The sequence below is a fragment of the Rhizobium sp. GN54 genome (assembly GCF_021026345.1).
Taxonomy (GTDB): Bacteria; Pseudomonadota; Alphaproteobacteria; order Rhizobiales; family Rhizobiaceae; genus Mycoplana.
The window spans coordinates 398,356-416,597 of sequence record NZ_JAJNCZ010000001.1; the positions used below are offsets into that span (position 1 = coordinate 398,356).

Here is an 18,242-nt window from a genome sequence, read left to right on the forward strand (position 1 = left end):
ACAGAGAAGGACGCAACGATGATCACCTGCTTCATCCGCTACGAGATCGACCCGTTCAAGAAGGAGGAGTTTGCCGCCTATGCCAGGAACTGGGGCGAGGCGATCCCGAGGAACGGCGCCGGCCTGATCGGCTATTTCGCCCCGCACGAGGGCTCGGCGACGACCGCCTACGGCGTCTACACCATCGAAAGCCTCGCCGCCTACGAGGCCTATCGCGCCCGGCTCGCCGCCGATCCGCTGGGGGCGGAGAACTACGCCTTCGCCCGCCGCGAGCGTTTCATCCTCAAGGAGGACCGCATCTTCCTGAAGAACGTCTCGATGCCGCATGCCGATCGGGTGCAGCGATGATCGCCGTCATCTTCGAGGTCGCGCCCGCGCCCGGCCGCCGAGACGTCTATCTGAACCTCGCCGCAAGCCTCGTGGCGCAATTGGAGGAGATCGACGGCTTCGTCGCAATCGAGCGCTTCGAGAGCCTGTCGGTGCCGGGCAAGATCCTGTCCCTGTCCTTCTGGCGCGACGAGGCCGCGGTTGCGGCCTGGCGCAACTGCGCCGATCACCGCACGGCCCAGAAGGCCGGCCGCAACGGCGTCTTCGCCGATTATCGCCTGCGGGTGGTCCAGGTGCTGCGCGACTACGGCATGTTCGAGCGCGACGGGGCGCCGGAAGATAGCCGGACGACGCACGATGCGGCCTGAGAGGGGCGGCTAACGGGGGCCGTCGATCGATGCCCGAAGGGCGAGAAGCGCTGTCTTCAGGGCGGGCAGGTCATGCGCGGCGACATTCCAGATCACGTCGTCGGCGATGCGGTGGTATTCGTGGCGCAGGATGTTGCCCATGCCGCGGATGGACCGCCACGGGATGTCCGGCGCCTGCCGGAGCATCGCGTCGGGGATGTGCCTGCTCGCCTCGGAAACGATCTCGATAGCGCGCTGGACCGCAAGCCGGAGAATGTCGTCCCTGCCGAAATCGTCGCGCGTCATTCCTGCGAGCGCGGTCTCGATCAGTGCGATCGTCTCCAGCATTTCGGTGAGGATCACTTCGATGTCGCGTGCCATCAGAAGACACGGATCGCCGAGGTCTCGATCCTGTTCTTCAGCTTCGGATGCAGGCTGTCGCGCGTCGTCACATCCACCCCGGTCGCCAGTTGGTCCTCGAGAAACAGCTTGATGCCGGCGAGATCGACGAGGGAGAACCGCCGCCCAAGATCATAGTCGATGAAAAGGTCGACGTCGCTTTCCTGTCCGGCCTCGTCGCGGGCGACCGAGCCGAACAGGTAGAGCGAGGTGGCGCCGAGGGCGCGGATCGCGTCCTCGTTCTTCAACAGCCGTTCGATCGCCTCGCTCTTTCTCATGCCCGCAGTTCTACCGCATTGGCGGACGCATTTCCATTCGGCGATTATTTCGCTGGCTGCGCTGTCCGCCTTCACCCTTCGGTAACCAACTTCGGTAACCATAAGGGCCAGCAAATTCGTACCCGAGTAAGCGTATCAGCGAGTATCCGATGTCCCATGTTCTTTCGCTTGCAGAAGCCCGTTCGGTCCGCCCCAATGGCTGGCTGGACACGATCATCCGCGGCGACTGCGTCGCAGCGCTCGACGCCCTGCCGGACCAGTCGGTGGACGTCATCTTCGCCGATCCGCCCTACAACCTCCAGCTCGGCGGCACCCTGCACCGGCCCGACCAGAGCCTCGTCGATGCCGTCGACGACGAATGGGACCAGTTCGCCTCCTTCGAGGCCTACGACGCCTTCACCCGCGCCTGGCTGCTCGCCTGCCGCCGCGTGCTCAAGCCGAACGGCACCATCTGGGTGATCGGCTCCTACCACAACATCTTCCGCGTCGGCGCCACGCTGCAGGACCTCAGCTTCTGGATCCTCAACGACGTCGTCTGGCGCAAGACCAATCCGATGCCGAACTTCAAGGGCCGCCGCTTCCAGAACGCGCACGAGACGATGATCTGGGCGAGCCGCGATCCCAAGGCCAAGGGCTACACCTTCAACTACGACGCCATGAAGGCGGCCAACGACGACGTGCAGATGCGCTCCGACTGGCTGTTTCCGATCTGCTCGGGCGGCGAGCGCCTGAAGGACGAGAACGGCAAGAAGGTCCATCCGACGCAGAAGCCGGAGGCGCTGCTCGCCCGCGTCATCATGGCGTCTTCGAAGCCCGGCGACGTCGTGCTCGATCCCTTCTTCGGCTCCGGTACGACAGGTGCGGTCGCCAAGCGTCTCGGTCGCCACTTCGTCGGCATCGAGCGTGAGCAGGACTACATCGATGCGGCCCTTGCCCGCATCAACGCGGTCCAGCCGCTCGGCAACCAGACGCTGACGGTCATGACCGGCAAGAAGGCCGAACCGCGTGTCGCCTTCAACACGCTGGTCGAAAGCGGCCTGATCGCCCCCGGTACGGTGCTGACGGACGCGCGCCGCCGCCACAGCGCCATCGTGCGCGCCGACGGCACCATTGCCTCGGGAGCGGATGCCGGCTCGATCCACCGCGTCGGCGCGAAGGTGCAGGGACTGGATGCCTGCAACGGCTGGACCTTCTGGCACTATGCCGAGGGCAGCGAACTGAAGCCGATCGACGCGCTCCGTTCCGTCATCCGCAGCGACATGGCGAAGCTCGAAGGCTGAGCCGGCGACGAAACGGACCGCCAAAGCATACCTCCCGTCGCGGCCTTCGGCGTTCCCTGCGCCGGAGGTCGTGGCAGTTTCGGGCGCACGCGCGAGGCTTGCGGCAATTCGCCCGCAGGTAGACATGGACAAAGCCGCGACGGTGTGGGCACAATGCCCTGGTCCATAGCGGGAGGAAATGACGGCCACCGACAACAATCAGAAAACCGGTGGAACCTGGGGCGTCGGATTGCATTCTTAACGTGTAAAGCGGGAGGCGATCATGAGGCATATCGAAATCGGCAACCTCGATCCGGAACAGGCGAAGCGTGTCTGGGAGGTTTCCGAATACTGCCGCAAGGCCGGCGTCAGCCGGAGGGAAGAGCAAAGGCTGATCAAGATACTCGGCCGCTATGCTTCCGCCCACGAACTGCAGATGAACATCGTTCGTCCCAACAATCGCTCCCGCTGCTGATATCCGGCCGGAAGCCCATCCTCGAGGCGCCGCTCGCGCGTCTTCTCTCCAGACATCACATCCTGTCTCCGTTGCGGTACGTAGCTCAACGCCCTTTCCTTGGGTGTGGGAATGCAAGTCATTGCGAATGTTCGGAGAATACCCGCTTTGGCGGCCGGTGTTCAGCGGCGGTTAACCATCCGGGCCTAAGGTCGGCGGCAGACAGACAGAGCTTCCGTCTTTCCGGTTTCGTACCTTCAGTCCCGGAGAGACGAAAACGCCCGGGACCGGCAACGGCCCCGGGCGTTTTTCGTCAACTGGCCCGGTTTGTCAGGCGACGTGGTCAGAGCGTGATGCCGTGCGCGGCGAGATCGCTCTTCAGTTTCTCGGCATCCGTGAAGTGCACGGCGTTCCAGCCGGCGGCGCGCGCCCCTTCGACGTTCTTCTCCGCATCGTCGATGAAGAGCGTGTGCGCCGGTACGAGGTCGAAGTCGCGCGCATGCCGCTCGTAGATGGCGGCGTCCGGCTTGATCAGGCCGATCTCGCCCGAAACCGTCACCCCGCGCGGCAGGTCGAGGAAGGGGTAGAGCTTGCGCGCCTCCCTGAAGGTGTCGGCGGCGAAATTGGTCAGCATGGTGACGTCGCGGCCGTCGGACACCAGCGTCTCCATGATCGCGACGCTCTCGACATAGGCGTGCGAGACCATCTCCTGCCAGTGCCTGCGGAACGCGCGGATGTTTTCCTCGTGGTCGGGATAGTCGCTGATCAGCAGCGCCTCGGCGTCTTCCCAGGCCCGGCCGCGGTCCTGCTCCAGGTTCCAGTCGTGCGTGCAGACATTGGCGAAGAACCAGTTGCGCTCCGCATCGTCGGGGATCAGTCGGCTGAACGGGATGTGGGGGTCGTAATGGATCAGCACCCGGCCGATGTCGAAGACGATGTGATGGATTTCGATGGTCATGGGATGCTTACCCTCTCGATTGCATGGCCGCTTGCGAACGGAGCCGCGGCTGGAACGCGTCCGGAATAGCCTGTGCGATTGCTTTCTTCATGACGCTCGGCAGCGCCTCTCCTGCAAGGCTCTCCTCCGGCTCCCACCATCCCGGTCCCGCGACATGCCCTGCGGCGGTCGCGCGGCCGACCCTGGAGCGGAACACCGTCAGGCGCAACTCGAAATGCGTGAACACGTGGACGACCGTCCCGCAATCGTGCCACGCCGCATCGAAGGGAGCGGCGTCTGCGCCGGTGGCGCCGTTCTGCCTTGCCGTCCAGTCGGTGTTCGGCACCTCGGTCATGCCGCCGAGCAGCCCGTGGCCCGGCCGCTTGCGCAAGAACACCGCACCCGTCTCGTCGACGGCGACGAAGGCAGCGCCGAGACGCACCGGCTTTTCCTTCTTCCCCGCCTTCACCGGAAAGCGCTCCGGGTCGTCGCTCGCAAGGGCGGTGCAGGATCCGTTCACCGGACAGAGTGCGCAGGCCGGCCGCCGCGGAGTGCAGATCGTGGCGCCGAGGTCCATCATAGCCTGGGCGAAGTCCCCCGGCCGCTCGCCGGGCGTCATCTTCGCCACAAGGGCGCGCATCAGCGGCTTGGAGCCGGGCAGGGGGGCGTCGACGGCGTGCAGCCGCGAGATGACGCGCTCGACATTGCCGTCGAGGACGGCCGCCGGCCTGTCGAAGGCGATCGCGGCGATGGCGGCTGCGGTATAGTCGCCGATGCCGGGCAAGGCCTTCAGGCCCTCCTCGGTATCGGGGAAGCGCCCGCCATGCGAAAACGCCACGGCTTCGGCGCATTTCTTCAGGTTGCGGGCCCGCGCATAGTAGCCGAGCCCGGCCCAGGCCTTCATGACATCTTCGGTCTCTGCCTCGGCGAGGTCGGTGACGGTCGGCCATTTGGCTGTGAACAGCGCGAAGTAGGATTTCACCGCCTGCACGGTGGTCTGCTGCAGCATCACCTCCGAAAGCCAGACCCTGTAGGGATCCGGCCGGATGCCGCGGACCGCCATCGGCGGCGAGATGCGCCAGGGCAGGTCGCGGTGGTGCCGGTCGTACCAGGCGACGATCTTTCCGGTCTGGTCTGCGGCGGGCGAATTCGTCATCAGTTTGCCTGGACGCGATAAGGAAGCGTATAACTGGCGAAGCAGCGCCGTTTCTTCAAGGCAAATCTCGCCTGTCGAGGAATATTTTCCGCTTGAGTGCCTGTGGAGTGCCTGACGTGAATTCCCGACCCGCCCGCAAGGGTGCCCAGCAGATCAGCGAGGTCGCCAACGGCCTGATCGATCCCGTGCTCGCAAGGCGCGCCGGCATCAGCACCATGCTGCTCGGCTCCTGGGACGAGATCGCCGGCAGTGCGTTCGCGGAATGCAGCCGGCCGGAGAAGATCGCCTGGCCGCGACGGGTATCGGAGATGGCCGGCGAGGACGGCGGCCACCAGCCCGGCACGCTGACGATCGCCTGCGAGGGCTCGCGCGCGCTGTTTCTGTCGCATCAGCAGGGCGAGCTCATCCAGCGCATCAACGGCTTCTTCGGCTATCCCGCGATCCGGCAGATCAGGATCGTGCAGAAGCCGGTGACGCCGCCGGCAAGGCGCCGCCGCCCCCCGCGGCCGCTCACCGGCGCGGCGGCGCGTCACCTGGACGAACTGGTCGAGGGGATCGAGGGCGACGCGCTGAAGGCGGCGCTGAAGCGGCTCGGCACCGCAGTCCTCGGCCGCAAGGGCGAACCGCGGCGGTGAGGGCTGCGGCACAACATCACAAGGTCACAATTCTTTGAAGGTCATGGTGTGGGCACAGCTTGTTCGCAACATGAAGCCGGTATATCCCGGCGATCGAAGCATTTTTACTTGTCCCTACAGGAGAGACCATGTCCCTTTCCGCAATGAGCCCGTTCAAGCGTCTTATGGGTGGCGTCGCCGTGGCTGCGCTGGCGGTTACGCTCGCCGCCTGCAGCGAGGAGAAGAAGGAGACCTCGGCGGCTCCGGAGAGCCAGGCGACCACCGAGAGCGCTGCGACGCAGCCCGCTCCGGCCGCAGGCGCCGATACCGCTTCGGCCCCTGCCGCAGCCCCGGCCGCGACCACAGAGGCAGCCCAGACAGAGACCGCCCAGACCGAAGCCGCCCAGACAGGGACCACGCAGGCTGCGCCGGCGGCAAGCGTCGAGCTTCCGGCCTCCGACGGCGACGTCGACATGGCCAAGGTGCTGGAGCCCGGCCCGCTTCCGGAAATGGCGATCGGCGATGCCAATGCGCCGGTGACGATCGTCGAATACATGTCGATGACCTGCCCGCACTGCGCCAAGTTCCACAACGAGACCTTCGACGCGATCAAGGCCAAGTATGTCGACAGCGGCAAGGTGCGCTTCATCCTGCGCGAGTTCCCCTTCGACCCGCGCGCCGCAGCCGCCTTCATGCTCGCCCGCTGCGCCCCGCCGGAGCAGTATTTCCCGATGATCTCCATGCTGTTCAAGCAGCAGGAACAGTGGGCCGCGGCCGAAAACGGCCGCGATGCGCTGCTGCAGATGTCGAAGCTGGCCGGTTTTACACAGCAGAGCTTCGAAGCCTGCTTGACGAACCAGAAACTTCTCGATGATGTGAACGCGGTACGCGAGCGCGGTGCCAAGGAATTCGGTGTCGCGGCGACGCCGACCTTCCTCGTCAACGGACAGCGCTATTCCGGAGATATGTCGGTTGACGTCATGTCGGCCCTCATCGACAGCAAGCTCTGAGACTGGTCCCGCAATCCTTGCGGGCGCCGGGGGAAGTCGTGCGCCTGCGTTGCCGCAGATCTCTTCTCCCCATCGGGGAGAAGTGCCGGAGCGTAGCGAGGCGATGAGGGGGGAACCCGAGCGCTTCGCTTCCCCCTCATCCGGCCCTTCGGGCCACCTTCTCCCCGCGGGGGAGAAGGGAGGGCATGCCCCATGAAATTCACCAAGCTCCGCCTGCAGGGTTTCAAGTCCTTCGTCGAGCCGACCGAGTTCGTCATCGAGCGGGGGCTCACCGGCGTCGTCGGGCCGAACGGCTGCGGCAAATCGAACCTCGTCGAGGCGCTGCGCTGGGTGATGGGGGAGAATTCCTACAAGAACATGCGCGCGTCCGGCATGGACGACGTGATCTTCTCCGGCTCCGGCAACCGCCCGGCCCGCAATACCGCGGAGGTCGGCCTCTACCTGGAGAATTTCGACCGCACCGCGCCCGCGGCCTTCAACGATGCCGACGAGATCCAGGTCTCCCGCCGCATCGAGCGCGAGCAGGGCTCGGTCTACCGCATCAACGGCAAGGAGGCGCGCGCCAAGGACGTGCAGCTTCTCTTCGCCGATGCCTCCACCGGCGCCCGCTCGCCCTCCATGGTCGGGCAGGGGCGGATCGGCGAACTGATCCAGGCCAAGCCCCAGGCGCGCCGGCAGCTGCTGGAAGAGGCGGCCGGAATCTCGGGCCTGCATTCGCGTCGCCACGAGGCCGAGCTTCGCCTGCGCGCCGCCGAAACCAATCTCGAGCGTCTCGACGACGTCACCTCGCAACTCGAGAGCCAGATCGACAGCCTCAAGCGCCAGTCGCGCCAGGCGAACCGCTTCAAGATGCTGTCGGCCGACATCCGCCGCCATGAGGCGATGCTGCTGCACATCCGCTGGGCGCAGGCGAAGGAGGCCGAAGGCGAGGCCGAGAGCCAGCTGAACCAGGCGACCTCGCTCGTGGCCGAGCGCGCGCAGGCGCAGATGGAGGCGGCCAAGGCCCAGGCGGTCGCCAGCCTGAAGCTGCCGGAGCTGCGCGAGAACGAGGCGAAGCTCGCAGCCGCGCTGCAACGCCTGCAGATCGCCCGCGCACAACTGGAGGAGGACGCCGGCCGCCTTCTGCGCCGCCGCGACGAACTGGCCCGCAGGCTCGCGCAGCTTTCCGAGGACATCGCCCGCGAGGAAGCGATGGTCGCAGACAATGCGCAGGCGCTGGAGCGGCTAGCCGAAGAGGAGCAGGAGATCTGCGACATTTTGGGCGAGGCCGACGACCGCGCAGCCGCCGCCCGCGAGGCGATGGACGAAGCCGCCCATCGCCTGTCTGCGAGCGAGCAGGTGCTGGGCGAGATCACCGCCGAGCGCGCCGAGGCACAGGCCGTCCGCAACCAGCTGGAAAAGACCATTCGCGACCTTTCCGACCGGCAGGCGCGGCTCGCCCAGCAGTTTTCGAACCTCGAGGCCGAGATTTCCGCCATTGCCGAGCGCATCGCCGCCCTGCCGGATCCCGAACGCAAGCGCCAGGACGTGCAGTCGGCCGAGGCGGCGCTCGAAGAGGCCGGCGAGCGGCTGGCCGAGGCCGAGGAGGCGCTGGAGGAGGCGCGCGCCGCCGAGGTCGAGGCCCGCGGTCCGGTCGAGACCGCCCGCGGCGGTGTCAATGCGATCGAGACCGAGACGCGCACGATCCGCCGCATGCTGGAGGCGGGCGCCGCCGGCGGCTCGTTTTCGCCGGTCGTGGAAGACGTGCAGGTCGACAAGGGCTTCGAGACGGCACTCGGCGCAGCGCTGGGCGACGATCTGGATTCGCCCGCCGATACCGCCGCCGCCGCCCATTGGCGCCTTGTCGGAGACGGCGCGGCCGATGCGCCGCTGCCCGATGGCACGGTGCCGCTTCTGGCCCATGTCCGCGCGCCGGACGTGCTGACCCGCCGCCTGCGCCAGATCGGCGTCGTTGCGGACGAGGCGACGGCGCTCTCCCTTCTCGCAAGCCTCAGGCCCGGCCAGCGGCTGGTCACCCGCGAAGGCGCCGTGTTCCGCTGGGACGGGCACATCGCCGGCGCCGATGCGCCGAGTGCCGCCGCCCTGCGGTTGGCGCAGAAGAACCGCCTGCGCGAACTGGAGGGCGGACTGGACGAGGCGCGCGCCGCCCTTTCAGCTGCCGAGGCCCGCCTCGCCGATGCCGGTGCTGCGATCCGCGTCGCCGCCCAGGTCCAGCAGGACGGCCGCGAGGCGCAGCGGCTTGCCGTCCGGGCGCTGGCCGAGGCGCGCGACGCCCTCGACGCCGCCGAGCGGGCGTCCGGCGAACTGATCCGCCGCCGCGCCGTGCTCGACGAGACCGGCGCCCAGCTTCAGGCCCAGCTGGAGGAGGCGGGCGACCAGTTGGAAGAGGCACGCGCGGCGCTGGAGGATGCGCCCGACATCGCCGCGCTCGATCTCAGGCTTTCCGGCCAGTCCGCGACCGTCGCCACCGATCGCGCCGCCCTTGCCGAGGCGCGCGCCTTCCATGACGGGCTCGCCCGCGAGATGGCCGAGCGGCAGCGCCGGCTGGCGGCGATCGCCAGCGAGCGCGAGACCTGGCGCAACCGCGCCGCCAATGCCGAGCGCCACATCGCCTCGCTGCGCGAGCGCGAGGCCGAGGCGCAGGATGAGGCCGAACGCATCGCCGAGGCGCCGGAAGAGATCGAGGACCGCCGCCGCGCGCTGATGAGCGAGCTCGCCCGCGCCGAGGAGGCCCGCCGCGCCGCCGCCGACCATTTGCAGGAAGCCGAGAACGTCCAGCGCGAGGCCGATCGAGCGGCGGCGACGGCACTGTCGCAACTGGCCGAATGCCGCGAGCAGCGCGGCCGCACGGAGGAGCGGCTGGTGTCGGCCCGCGAGCGCCGTCTCGACGGCGAGGCCCGCATCCGCGCGGGCCTTCATTGCGCCCCGCACGAGGCGCTGAAGCTCGCCGAGCATGCCTCCGACCGGCCGCTGCCCGACCCGCGCGACACCGAGCTGGAGCTCGACCGGCTGAAGGTCGAGCGCGAGCGGCTGGGCGCGGTCAACCTGCGCGCCGAAGAAGAGCAGAAGGAACTGTCGGAGAGGCTGCAGACAATCGTCACCGAGCGCGAGGACATCATCGAGGCGATCCGCAAGCTGCGCTCGGCGATCCAGAGCCTGAACCGCGAGGGTCGCGAGCGGCTGCTCGCCGCCTTCGACGTGGTCAACGCCCAGTTCCAGCGGCTGTTCACCCATCTCTTCGGCGGGGGGACTGCGGAACTGCAGCTGATCGAGAGCGAGGACCCGCTCGATGCCGGCCTCGAGATCCTTGCTCGCCCGCCGGGCAAGAAGCCGCAGACGATGACGCTGCTCTCGGGCGGTGAGCAGGCGCTGACGGCGATGGCGCTGATCTTCGCCGTCTTCCTCACCAATCCCGCACCGATCTGCGTGCTCGACGAGGTCGACGCGCCCCTCGACGACCACAATGTCGAGCGCTATTGCAACCTGATGGACGAGATGGCGGCCTCGACCGAGACCCGCTTCGTCATCATCACCCACAACCCGATCACCATGGCCCGCATGAACCGCCTGTTCGGCGTCACCATGGCCGAGCAGGGCGTCTCCCAACTCGTCTCCGTCGACCTGCAGACGGCCGAGCAACTGCGCGAGGCGGTGTAGGGGGGAGCTGCTTTCGAGCAGGCAGCCTTCATGCTATAGTTGCGGTCGTCCCGGAGGCGCCAGATGAACGTTTCGATCAGCAAGGAACTGCAGAAGTATATCGACGAGGAGGTCGAAAGCGGCCGTTTCGATGACGCCAGCGCCGTCGTCAACGATGCGCTTCGCCTGCATGAGGCCTATATCGGTCGGCTCCGGGAGAAGGTGGGCGAAGGCCTGGACGACATGGAAAGCGGTCGGCACAGGGCCGTCACGGCGGCGGCGTTTCTCGCGCGCGCCCGGTCTGCTCTCTCCTGAGCGCTCCGGCCTACCAGTTTACCGCCAGCGCGGAGGCGGATGTCGATGCCATTCTCGCCTATACGCTGGAAACTTGGGGTGATGCTCAGGCGGAAGCCTATGTGGGCGGCCTGTTCGATCTTCTCGGCCGCTTGAGTGCCAGGCCGGAAAGCGGCCGGTTGCGGCAGGAACTGCCAGGCAGTCTGCGCTCCTTTCCTTATCGCGAGCATATCGTCTTCTACACGGTGTTCCGCGACGCCATCCTCGTGATCCGCGTTCTTCACGCCCGCCAGAACACCCTCCCGGCCTTTTTCGACACCTGAGCGGAACCAATCCCCGGCTCCGGCATTCATCCTCGCGCCGGCCGTCAGGGCCGGGCAGGAAGGGGACATTGATGTCAAGAAACGCACTCTACATGATCATCGGCGCGCTCATCGTCGTCGTCGCCGGCTTTTCCTACTATGCCTACCAGGAAGAGAAGAAGCCGGACGGGGTCGAGATCCAGATCGGCAAGGACGGCCTGTCGGTCCAGGAGAACTGACGGAGATCCGGGCGCCGTAGCCGGCCCTGCGATGGCCGGCCCGGTGCCTTTCCGCCTGTCTGAGCCGCCCTTGGCTCCGACCTTCGTCGCGTGATGTTGCGGCGCAGCATTTTCTGCCTTCCGATCCGTTCCCAATTCGTGCCATATGCTGTAAATCTGTCACAATAGACTGTTTCGGGTGGAGAACAGCAATGCAGAAGTGGGTCTATACCTTCGGCGGGGGAAGCGCCGAGGGGGCTGCGGCCGATCGCGATCTCCTGGGAGGGAAGGGTGCCAATCTTGCCGAGATGTGCAATCTCGGCCTGCCGGTGCCGCCCGGTCTCACCATCGTCACCGATGCCTGCGCCCACTACTACGCAAACGGCCGGACCGTTCCCGACAGCCTGAAGAACGAGGTTCGCGACGGCCTTCGCCGGATGGAGGAGATCACCGGGCGCACCTTCGGCCACAACGAGCGGCCGCTGCTTCTCTCCGTCCGTTCCGGCGCACGCGCCTCGATGCCGGGCATGATGGACACCGTCCTCAATCTCGGCCTCAACGACGAGACCGTCCAGGCGCTCGGCCACGACGCCGGCGACGCCCGTTTCGCCTGGGACAGCTACCGCCGCTTCATCCAGATGTATGGCGATGTCGTCATGGGGCTCGACCACGAGGTCTTCGAGGAGATCCTGGAGGACGAGAAGGCCCGCTTCGGCCACGAGCAGGATACCGAGCTTTCCGCCGTGGAGTGGCAGCACGTCATCGCCCGCTACAAGGAGACGATCGAGGAAGAACTGGGCGAGAGCTTCCCGCAGGATCCCGAGATCCAGCTGTGGGGCGCGGTCGGCGCGGTTTTCTCCAGCTGGATGAACGCGCGCGCCGTCACCTACCGCACCCTGCACAACATCCCCGCCGAATGGGGCACCGCCGTCAACGTGCAGGCCATGGTGTTCGGAAACCTCGGCAATTCGTCGGCCACCGGCGTCGCCTTCACCCGCAATCCGTCCACCGGCGAGAATGCGCTTTATGGCGAGTTCCTGGTCAACGCGCAGGGCGAGGACGTCGTCGCCGGCATCCGCACGCCGCAGAACATCACCGAAGGCGCCCGCATCGCGTCCGGCTCCGACCGGCCCTCGCTGGAAAAGCTGATGCCCGAAGCCTTTGCCGAGTTCACCGACATCTGCACGAGGCTCGAGCGGCACTATCGCGACATGCAGGACCTCGAGTTCACCATCGAGCGCGGCAAGCTGTGGATGTTGCAGACACGCTCCGGCAAGCGCACGGCCAAGGCGGCCCTGAAGATGGCCGTCGACATGGCCGAGGAGGGGCTGATCAGCAAGGAGCAGGCCGTCGCCCGCATCGATCCGGCATCGCTCGACCAGCTCCTGCACCCGACGATCGATCCACGCGCGCGCCGCGAGGTGATCGGCGCCGGCCTGCCGGCATCGCCGGGGGCTGCCACCGGCGAGATCGTCTTCACCTCCGAAGAGGCCGTCCACGCGCAGGAGGAAGGCCGCAAGGTGATCCTCGTGCGGGTCGAGACCAGCCCGGAGGATATCCACGGCATGCATGCCGCTGAAGGCATCCTGACCACCCGCGGCGGCATGACCAGCCACGCCGCCGTCGTCGCCCGCGGCATGGGCACCCCTTGCGTCTCGGGTGCCGGAACCCTGCGCGTCGACCTGCGCAACGAGCTCCTGATCGCGCAGGGCGTGACCCTCAGGAAGGGCGACGTCATTACCATCGACGGCGGCTCGGGGCAGGTGCTGAAAGGCGCGATCCCCATGTTGCAGCCGGAACTGTCAGGCGATTTCGGCCGCATCATGGAATGGGCCGATGCGACCCGCCGGATGAAGGTGCGCACCAATGCCGAGACGCCCGCCGACGCCCGCGCCGCGCGCTCCTTCGGCGCCGAAGGCATCGGGCTCTGCCGCACCGAGCACATGTTCTTCGAGGACGGGCGGATCAACGTCATGCGCGAGATGATCCTCGCCGAGGACGAGACCGGCCGGCGCACGGCCCTTGCCAAGCTCCTGCCGATGCAGCGCTCGGATTTCGTCGAGCTGTTCGAGATCATGCACGGGCTTCCGGTGACGATCCGCCTGCTCGACCCGCCGCTGCACGAATTCCTGCCCAAGACCGACGAGGAGATCGCCGAGGTCGCAGCCAGCCTCTCCTTCGATCCGGTTGAGTTGCGTCAGCGCGTCGATGCGCTGCACGAGTTCAATCCCATGCTCGGTCACCGCGGCTGCCGCCTCGCCATCTCCCATCCGGAGATCGCCGAGATGCAGGCGCGCGCCATCTTCGAGGCGGCCTGTCAGGCGGCAAGGGACACCGGTGCCGCCGTCGTGCCCGAGATCATGGTGCCGCTCGTCGGCCTGAAGAGCGAGCTCGACTACGTCAAGGCCCGCATCGAGGCGGTGGCGAAGGAGGTCATCGCCGAGGCCGGCGTCGACATCGAATATCTGGTCGGCACCATGATCGAGCTGCCGCGCGCGGCCCTTCGCGCCCACGTGATCGCCGAATCGGCCGAGTTCTTCTCCTTCGGCACCAACGACCTGACGCAGACCACCTTCGGCATTTCGCGCGACGACGCCTCGCAATTTCTCAATACCTACCTGCAGAAGGGCATCGTCGAGCGCGATCCCTTCGTCCAGCTTGATTTCGACGGCGTGGGCGAACTGATCCAGCTCGCCGCCGAGCGCGGCCGCCGCACCCGCAATGACCTCAAGCTCGGCATCTGCGGCGAGCACGGCGGCGATCCGGCCTCGATCCACTTCTGCGAGGACGCCGGGCTCGACTACGTCTCCTGCTCGCCCTTCCGCGTGCCGATCGCCCGCCTCGCCGCCGCCCAGGCGGCCTTTGCCGGGCGCCGCAACGGCTGCTGACCGCAGCGATCGGGGACTGTCGGGAAGCCGACCTCTACCAGCCGGGCCCGTACCAGCGGCGGTAGGGGCCGGGGCCGTACCAGCCGGCATCGCCATAGAGGAAGGCGCGACGGTCGGCGTCGCGATTGAGGTCTATGCGCTGGAGGCAGGTGGCAAAGGCGCTGGTGCCGCGCTTGAAGCCGTAGTCGAGGCATTGCCGCTCGTCGGCCGCGCGCCGCTGTTCGGGCGTGATCGTCTGGCAGCCCGCGAGCAATGCGGCTGCCGCAGCCACCGAGAACAGGATGGGCGCGCGCATTCCGACCTCCATGGCGGCGGAAGACCGCCCTCGTCATGAAGGAAATATAGGGGCCGCACCGGCCGCTGCAAGGCGGCTGCAGGTCGGTATTACTGCAGCGATCGCCGCATGCGTTCCAGAACGCCGACGAAGGAATGGGCGAAGTTCTTCAGGTCGCTCGTTTCCTCGCCCGGATCCTCGACCCGGATCGCGCTGCCGTCGAGCAGGGCGAAGACGATCTTCATCCCCTTGCCGTTCGCCTCGGGGATGCGAAGGGCGGCGATGCGCTGGCAGTCCTCGGCAAGGCCGGAAGCCGGCAGGTCGAACAGGAATTCGCCGCCGAGCGTGCCGGCGGCGCGACGGACCGCTTCGGAGAAGCCGCCCTCTTCGTCCACCGTGAGGCCGTCAAGCGACAGTTCCAGTTCCACCAGTTCGAGGGCCGGGACCGCGTCGTCGGCCGGATCATTGGCCGGATTTTCGGATGGCGGCGGCAGCGCCAGGGGCTGTGCCTGAACGCTCGTCGGTGTCTGCAGCATCGGTAAACCTCTCCCTGTTGCTTGTCCGTCTGACCTGTCCCCAGGAAAAAATCGTTAAGGAGCGTGGCAATTTTGCGGCACACAAGCACAAACCGGGCCTTTGCGTCATGTTCCACTTATAAGTGTGGCGGCCGCATTGACGAAACGCGACCATCCCTGCCATCAGTATGCACGGCAATACTGCGCCGGGCGCCGGTTCGACCCGGCGACCGACATGAGAACGCCGACGGAGCCGGAAGGTTCCTTGCAGATATTCGGGATTTGAGGATGCGTGCCGAGCGCGTATCCTCGAGAAGCAATCGAAGGCGCGCTCCGGCTCCCCCGGACTGGCGCGAGACTGGCAGCGAGGATCGGCCCGATGGCAATGGTCATTCGATATGAACGGCCCTATTCCCATTCCGCCCATTGGGCGCGGCGCCTCGCCTGGATCGGGCTGGTCGTCTTCCTCGCCGCTGCCCTTTCCCATCGCTTCGGGCCGCTGACGACACCGCATTTCCTGGTGCTGGCGGCAAGCGGCGCTGCCCTTTCGGCGCTGGCGGTCGTCCTTGCCGGCGTCGGCTTCATCCGGCTCTGGCGGGTCGGCGCGCGCGGCGGCAAGGCGGCCTTCCTGGCCCTTCTTCTCGCCGCCCCGCCGCTTGCGATCGCTGGCTACGCCGCCTATGCCTATGTCACCCGGCCGATGATCTACGACGTGACGACGGATCCCTTCGCCTCGCCGCCATGGCTGAAGGTGCCCGTCGCCCGTCAGGATTTTCTGGCCCGCCCGCCGGTGACGCTGCAGGACCGCGAGATCCAGGCGGCCGCCTATCCCGAACTGACCGGCCGGCGCTACGAGGGCGCGCTCGACCGCGTGCTCGAGGGCGTGCGCAAGGTCGCCGACGAGCAGGGCATCGTCTTTACCGGTGAGGCGGGGCTGGAAAACGTCATCTCCGACCTCGAGGACCTCGCTGTCAAGCCGGACGGGGACACGGGCGGCGAGAGCGCGATCACTGTCGTCCCGGTCCCCTCCGCCCGGCCGTTGGAGGAAGGCTTCCTGCCGCGGATCGGCGGGCCGAACGACGTGCTGCTGCAGGGCGAATGGCGTTCGCTGGTCTTCGGCTTCCGCTTCGACGTCTCCATCCGCCTGCGCGAGGAGGAGGAGACGGCCCTGGTCGACATGCGCGTCGCCTCGCGCTACGGCCCGCACGACCTCGGCCTCGGCGCCGCCTTCGCCGACCGCTACCTGAAGGCGCTGGACGCCGAACTGCTGGGGATCGCGGGCAACTGACGCTGCCGGGTTACGGCGCCGTGACAGGCGCTGGGGCTGGGCCGTGCCGGAACCCTCACGCCGGCAGGTAGATCCCCTTCAGCAGCGGCGGACCGTCGGTGACGACCTCGCCGCGCTCGACCAGGTCTTCCAGATGCGCCAGCACCGACAGGGCCGCGGCGCCATGCAGGCGCGGGTCGGTATCCTTGTAGATCGCCCGGACCATGTCGGCGATCAGCCGGTCGCCCTTGCGGATGCGCTCCTTCACCGCATATTCGCGCATCTTGCGGTGGATCCTGAGCCCCCGCAGGAACGAGGCCGGATCGGTCACCGGCCCGCCGTGGCCGGGCAGGTAGAGCCGGTCGTCGCGCTGCATCAGCGTGTCGAGCGAGGCCATGTAGTCGGCCATGGAGCCGTCCGGCGGCGCCACGATCGTCGTCGCCCAGGCCATCACGTGATCGGCCGAAAACAGGATGCCGGTGCCGTCCAGGGCGAAGGCCGCATGGTTCGCGGTATGGCCGGGGGTCAGGAGCGCCGTCAGCGACCAGCCGTCGCCGTCGACGCGTTCGCCGTGGGCGAGCGCGATGTCCGGCACGAAGTCGGTGTCCGAGCTCTCGGCAAAGGGGTTGGCCTCGCCCGCGTGCAGGGGCCGGGCCGAGCGGTGCGGCCCCTCGGCGACGATGACCGCGCCTGTCTCCGCCTTCAGCCGCCGGGAGAGCGGGGAATGGTCGCGGTGGGTGTGGCTGACGGCGATATGCGTCACCTCGCGGCCCTTCAGCGCCGCCATCAGCGCTGCAAAATGCGCCTCGTCCTCCGGGCCGGGATCGATCACCGCCACGGACCGGTCGCCGACGATATAGCTGTTGGTGCCGTGGAAGGTGAAGGGGCCGGGATTGTTGACGGTGATGCGCTGGACCTTGTCCGCCACCGGCACCGCCTCGCCATGCGCCGGCCGGAAGGCCAGGTCGAAGGCGGGGGCCGTTTGCTTTTCTACGTCCTTGTCTACGTCTGTCACGTCTGTCTCATCCTCGCTGGCCGGTTCCGCCGGGCCGTCCGTCAACCCGCACCATGGGTCCATTTTTTTCGGCCGGTTCCTGCTCGATCCGTCGGCCCGCATCATTGGGTCACCTCGCTGGCCCGTCTCGCCGGCCAACCGCACTGGCCAGAACCGCACTGGCCAGCTGCATTGCCACGTCACTTGTATTCGATCTCGATGAAGCTCATCGGCTGGTCGCCGCCGTTGACGACGTTGTGCGCCACGCCCGCCTCGCGCCGGTAGACGGCGCCTGCCGCCTGCCGCACCCGCCGCGCGCCGCCGTCCTCCTCGATCAGGAAGTCGCAGTCCGTCATCGGCACGACCACATAGCCGAGCCCGTGCACGTGATGGCCGGTATCGGCACCGGGCTCGAAGTCCCAGCGCGTCACCCGGACCATCGCGTCATCGAGAAGAAGCGTCGAGGTGGCCGGCGGGCGGGCGCGGAACGGGCTCATGCGGATCTCCGAAAAGAACGCCGGCGCCATGGCCGGCCAGGGGAAGGACAACGGTCTGGCCGCATGCGCCCGACACTAGCCGATAAGCCCGGCACATTGAAGAATCGAAATTCGAGGCTTTCGGCTGTCGCCTCCGAAAGCTGCCGCCCCGCGGCCAGGCGCTCCCCGCAGCGGACGAACACCCGCCCGCGCCGCCACCGGTGAACATCCAGCCGCATCGCAGCCGGCGAGCACCCGTCCGCGCCGCCGAACCGCGGCCACAAAAAGCCGGCCCCGGGGACCGGCCCGGGACCGATCATCCCCGCCCGTCGCTCCCTGCCGGCATCACGCCCCGACAGTCGCCAAAGAAACTTGCGCCCGACCGACATTATGGATTGTCCGCCGCTTTTGCCTTTGCTATCAGGCTCCGGCCTGCAGGGCCTTCGGCCCGCATGCTGGGGCGTCGCCAAGCGGTAAGGCACCGGTTTTTGGTACCGGCATTCCCAGGTTCGAATCCTGGCGCCCCAGCCATCTTTATGCTCTGCCTCCGATCCGCCACACATATCCCCTTCCCGGCTCCCATCAATCTTTATAGTT

The 18,242-nt window shown here is 67.3% G+C and carries 20 protein-coding genes and 1 tRNA gene; 13 read left to right on the forward strand and 8 right to left on the reverse strand.

What is annotated here, in order from left to right; genetic code table 11:
* Positions 1 to 18: 18 nt before the first annotated feature.
* Complete coding sequence (locus LQK81_RS01895; RefSeq protein WP_230802978.1) at positions 19 to 348, forward strand: NIPSNAP family protein; 330 nt, start codon at positions 19 to 21, stop codon at positions 346 to 348.
* Positions 345 to 695 carry an antibiotic biosynthesis monooxygenase family protein gene (locus LQK81_RS01900; RefSeq protein ID WP_230802979.1) on the forward strand — a complete coding sequence of 117 codons (351 nt, stop codon included), beginning with the start codon at positions 345 to 347 and terminating at the stop codon, positions 693 to 695. Before LQK81_RS01895 ends, LQK81_RS01900 begins: the two co-directional genes overlap by 4 nt.
* 9 nt (positions 696 to 704) lie before the next feature.
* Here the strand turns inward: LQK81_RS01900 and LQK81_RS01905 are convergent, their stop codons facing one another.
* The gene (locus LQK81_RS01905) at positions 705 to 1,055 is read right to left on the reverse strand and encodes a HepT-like ribonuclease domain-containing protein (RefSeq protein WP_230802980.1); all 351 of its coding nucleotides are present in this window, start codon (positions 1,053 to 1,055) and stop codon (positions 705 to 707) included.
* Complete coding sequence (locus tag LQK81_RS01910; protein ID WP_230802981.1) at positions 1,055 to 1,351, reverse strand: nucleotidyltransferase family protein; 297 nt, start codon at positions 1,349 to 1,351, stop codon at positions 1,055 to 1,057. Before LQK81_RS01910 ends, LQK81_RS01905 begins: the two co-directional genes overlap by 1 nt.
* A gap of 149 nt (positions 1,352 to 1,500) precedes the next feature.
* Here LQK81_RS01910 and LQK81_RS01915 point away from each other — a divergent pair, with 149 nt between their 5' ends.
* A complete protein-coding gene (locus LQK81_RS01915; RefSeq protein WP_230802982.1) occupies positions 1,501 to 2,631 on the forward strand; it encodes a site-specific DNA-methyltransferase in 1,131 nt (376 codons plus the stop codon).
* Positions 2,632 to 2,893: 262 nt separating this feature from the next.
* Positions 2,894 to 3,085 (forward strand): hypothetical protein, encoded by a 192-nt coding sequence (locus LQK81_RS01920; RefSeq protein WP_112593443.1) that lies wholly within the window; start codon positions 2,894 to 2,896, stop codon positions 3,083 to 3,085.
* A gap of 322 nt (positions 3,086 to 3,407) precedes the next feature.
* On the opposite strand, the gene LQK81_RS01925 is transcribed toward LQK81_RS01920, so the two are convergent.
* Positions 3,408 to 4,022, reverse strand: a complete 615-nt coding sequence (locus LQK81_RS01925; RefSeq protein ID WP_230802983.1) for an HAD family hydrolase — start codon at positions 4,020 to 4,022, stop codon at positions 3,408 to 3,410.
* Between the two features lie 7 nt (positions 4,023 to 4,029).
* Positions 4,030 to 5,157, reverse strand: coding sequence for an A/G-specific adenine glycosylase (gene mutY / locus LQK81_RS01930; RefSeq protein WP_230802984.1), 1,128 nt, complete (start codon positions 5,155 to 5,157; stop codon positions 4,030 to 4,032).
* Positions 5,158 to 5,273: 116 nt separating this feature from the next.
* Between mutY and LQK81_RS01935 the strand changes: the two genes are divergently transcribed.
* From LQK81_RS01935 to ppdK, 7 genes are all read left to right on the forward strand, one after another.
* On the forward strand, positions 5,274 to 5,792 hold the full coding sequence (locus tag LQK81_RS01935) for a DUF721 domain-containing protein (protein WP_230802985.1): 519 nt from the start codon (positions 5,274 to 5,276) through the stop codon (positions 5,790 to 5,792).
* A gap of 128 nt (positions 5,793 to 5,920) precedes the next feature.
* Positions 5,921 to 6,781, forward strand: coding sequence for a DsbA family protein (locus LQK81_RS01940; RefSeq protein WP_230802986.1), 861 nt, complete (start codon positions 5,921 to 5,923; stop codon positions 6,779 to 6,781).
* 192 nt (positions 6,782 to 6,973) lie between these two features.
* Positions 6,974 to 10,438 carry a chromosome segregation SMC family protein gene (locus LQK81_RS01945; RefSeq protein ID WP_230802987.1) on the forward strand — a complete coding sequence of 1,155 codons (3,465 nt, stop codon included), beginning with the start codon at positions 6,974 to 6,976 and terminating at the stop codon, positions 10,436 to 10,438.
* Positions 10,439 to 10,501: 63 nt separating this feature from the next.
* Entirely contained in the window at positions 10,502 to 10,732 is a 231-nt protein-coding gene (locus LQK81_RS01950) for a type II toxin-antitoxin system ParD family antitoxin (RefSeq protein ID WP_230802988.1), read from the forward strand.
* Complete coding sequence (locus LQK81_RS01955) at positions 10,729 to 11,034, forward strand: type II toxin-antitoxin system RelE/ParE family toxin (protein ID WP_269064672.1); 306 nt, start codon at positions 10,729 to 10,731, stop codon at positions 11,032 to 11,034. Before LQK81_RS01950 ends, LQK81_RS01955 begins: the two co-directional genes overlap by 4 nt.
* A 71-nt stretch (positions 11,035 to 11,105) precedes the next feature.
* The gene (locus LQK81_RS01960) at positions 11,106 to 11,252 is read left to right on the forward strand and encodes a hypothetical protein (RefSeq protein ID WP_230802989.1); all 147 of its coding nucleotides are present in this window, start codon (positions 11,106 to 11,108) and stop codon (positions 11,250 to 11,252) included.
* Between the two features lie 191 nt (positions 11,253 to 11,443).
* Entirely contained in the window at positions 11,444 to 14,119 is a 2,676-nt protein-coding gene (ppdK, locus tag LQK81_RS01965) for a pyruvate, phosphate dikinase (RefSeq protein WP_230802990.1), read from the forward strand.
* Positions 14,120 to 14,153: 34 nt separating this feature from the next.
* Here ppdK and LQK81_RS01970 read toward each other — a convergent pair whose 3' ends face one another.
* Together LQK81_RS01970 and LQK81_RS01975 are read right to left on the reverse strand one after the other, a co-directional pair.
* Positions 14,154 to 14,414 (reverse strand): hypothetical protein, encoded by a 261-nt coding sequence (locus tag LQK81_RS01970; RefSeq protein ID WP_230802991.1) that lies wholly within the window; start codon positions 14,412 to 14,414, stop codon positions 14,154 to 14,156.
* Positions 14,415 to 14,503: 89 nt separating this feature from the next.
* Complete coding sequence (locus LQK81_RS01975; RefSeq protein ID WP_230802992.1) at positions 14,504 to 14,929, reverse strand: hypothetical protein; 426 nt, start codon at positions 14,927 to 14,929, stop codon at positions 14,504 to 14,506.
* A gap of 364 nt (positions 14,930 to 15,293) precedes the next feature.
* On the opposite strand from LQK81_RS01975, the gene LQK81_RS01980 reads away from it, so the two are divergent.
* Entirely contained in the window at positions 15,294 to 16,196 is a 903-nt protein-coding gene (locus LQK81_RS01980; RefSeq protein ID WP_230804377.1) for a DUF1499 domain-containing protein, read from the forward strand.
* Positions 16,197 to 16,251: 55 nt separating this feature from the next.
* Here the strand turns inward: LQK81_RS01980 and LQK81_RS01985 are convergent, their stop codons facing one another.
* The gene (locus LQK81_RS01985) at positions 16,252 to 17,190 is read right to left on the reverse strand and encodes an MBL fold metallo-hydrolase (RefSeq protein ID WP_230802993.1); all 939 of its coding nucleotides are present in this window, start codon (positions 17,188 to 17,190) and stop codon (positions 16,252 to 16,254) included.
* Between the two features lie 179 nt (positions 17,191 to 17,369).
* Entirely contained in the window at positions 17,370 to 17,666 is a 297-nt protein-coding gene (locus tag LQK81_RS01990; RefSeq protein WP_230802994.1) for a cupin domain-containing protein, read from the reverse strand.
* Positions 17,667 to 18,101: 435 nt separating this feature from the next.
* Here LQK81_RS01990 and LQK81_RS01995 point away from each other — a divergent pair.
* Positions 18,102 to 18,176: transfer RNA gene (locus LQK81_RS01995), tRNA-Gln, on the forward strand.
* Positions 18,177 to 18,242 lie beyond the last annotated feature (66 nt).

What these genes read in the sequence shown, in the direction of transcription:
- LQK81_RS01970 (WP_230802991.1), bottom strand. Translation starts at nt 14,414, where the DNA reads ATGCGCGCGCCCATCCTGTTCTCGGTGGCTGCGGCAGCCGCATTGCTC.
- LQK81_RS01920 (WP_112593443.1), top strand. Translation starts at nt 2,894, where the DNA reads ATGAGGCATATCGAAATCGGCAACCTCGATCCGGAACAGGCGAAGCGT.
- mutY (WP_230802984.1), bottom strand. Translation starts at nt 5,157, where the DNA reads ATGACGAATTCGCCCGCCGCAGACCAGACCGGAAAGATCGTCGCCTGG.
- LQK81_RS01915 (WP_230802982.1), top strand. Translation starts at nt 1,501, where the DNA reads ATGTCCCATGTTCTTTCGCTTGCAGAAGCCCGTTCGGTCCGCCCCAAT.
- ppdK (WP_230802990.1), top strand. Translation starts at nt 11,444, where the DNA reads ATGCAGAAGTGGGTCTATACCTTCGGCGGGGGAAGCGCCGAGGGGGCT.
- LQK81_RS01945 (WP_230802987.1), top strand. Translation starts at nt 6,974, where the DNA reads ATGAAATTCACCAAGCTCCGCCTGCAGGGTTTCAAGTCCTTCGTCGAG.
- LQK81_RS01980 (WP_230804377.1), top strand. Translation starts at nt 15,294, where the DNA reads ATGGTCATTCGATATGAACGGCCCTATTCCCATTCCGCCCATTGGGCG.
- LQK81_RS01950 (WP_230802988.1), top strand. Translation starts at nt 10,502, where the DNA reads ATGAACGTTTCGATCAGCAAGGAACTGCAGAAGTATATCGACGAGGAG.
- LQK81_RS01990 (WP_230802994.1), bottom strand. Translation starts at nt 17,666, where the DNA reads ATGAGCCCGTTCCGCGCCCGCCCGCCGGCCACCTCGACGCTTCTTCTC.
- LQK81_RS01910 (WP_230802981.1), bottom strand. Translation starts at nt 1,351, where the DNA reads ATGAGAAAGAGCGAGGCGATCGAACGGCTGTTGAAGAACGAGGACGCG.
- LQK81_RS01905 (WP_230802980.1), bottom strand. Translation starts at nt 1,055, where the DNA reads ATGGCACGCGACATCGAAGTGATCCTCACCGAAATGCTGGAGACGATC.
- LQK81_RS01895 (WP_230802978.1), top strand. Translation starts at nt 19, where the DNA reads ATGATCACCTGCTTCATCCGCTACGAGATCGACCCGTTCAAGAAGGAG.
- LQK81_RS01925 (WP_230802983.1), bottom strand. Translation starts at nt 4,022, where the DNA reads ATGACCATCGAAATCCATCACATCGTCTTCGACATCGGCCGGGTGCTG.
- LQK81_RS01960 (WP_230802989.1), top strand. Translation starts at nt 11,106, where the DNA reads ATGTCAAGAAACGCACTCTACATGATCATCGGCGCGCTCATCGTCGTC.
- LQK81_RS01900 (WP_230802979.1), top strand. Translation starts at nt 345, where the DNA reads ATGATCGCCGTCATCTTCGAGGTCGCGCCCGCGCCCGGCCGCCGAGAC.
- LQK81_RS01975 (WP_230802992.1), bottom strand. Translation starts at nt 14,929, where the DNA reads ATGCTGCAGACACCGACGAGCGTTCAGGCACAGCCCCTGGCGCTGCCG.
- LQK81_RS01940 (WP_230802986.1), top strand. Translation starts at nt 5,921, where the DNA reads ATGTCCCTTTCCGCAATGAGCCCGTTCAAGCGTCTTATGGGTGGCGTC.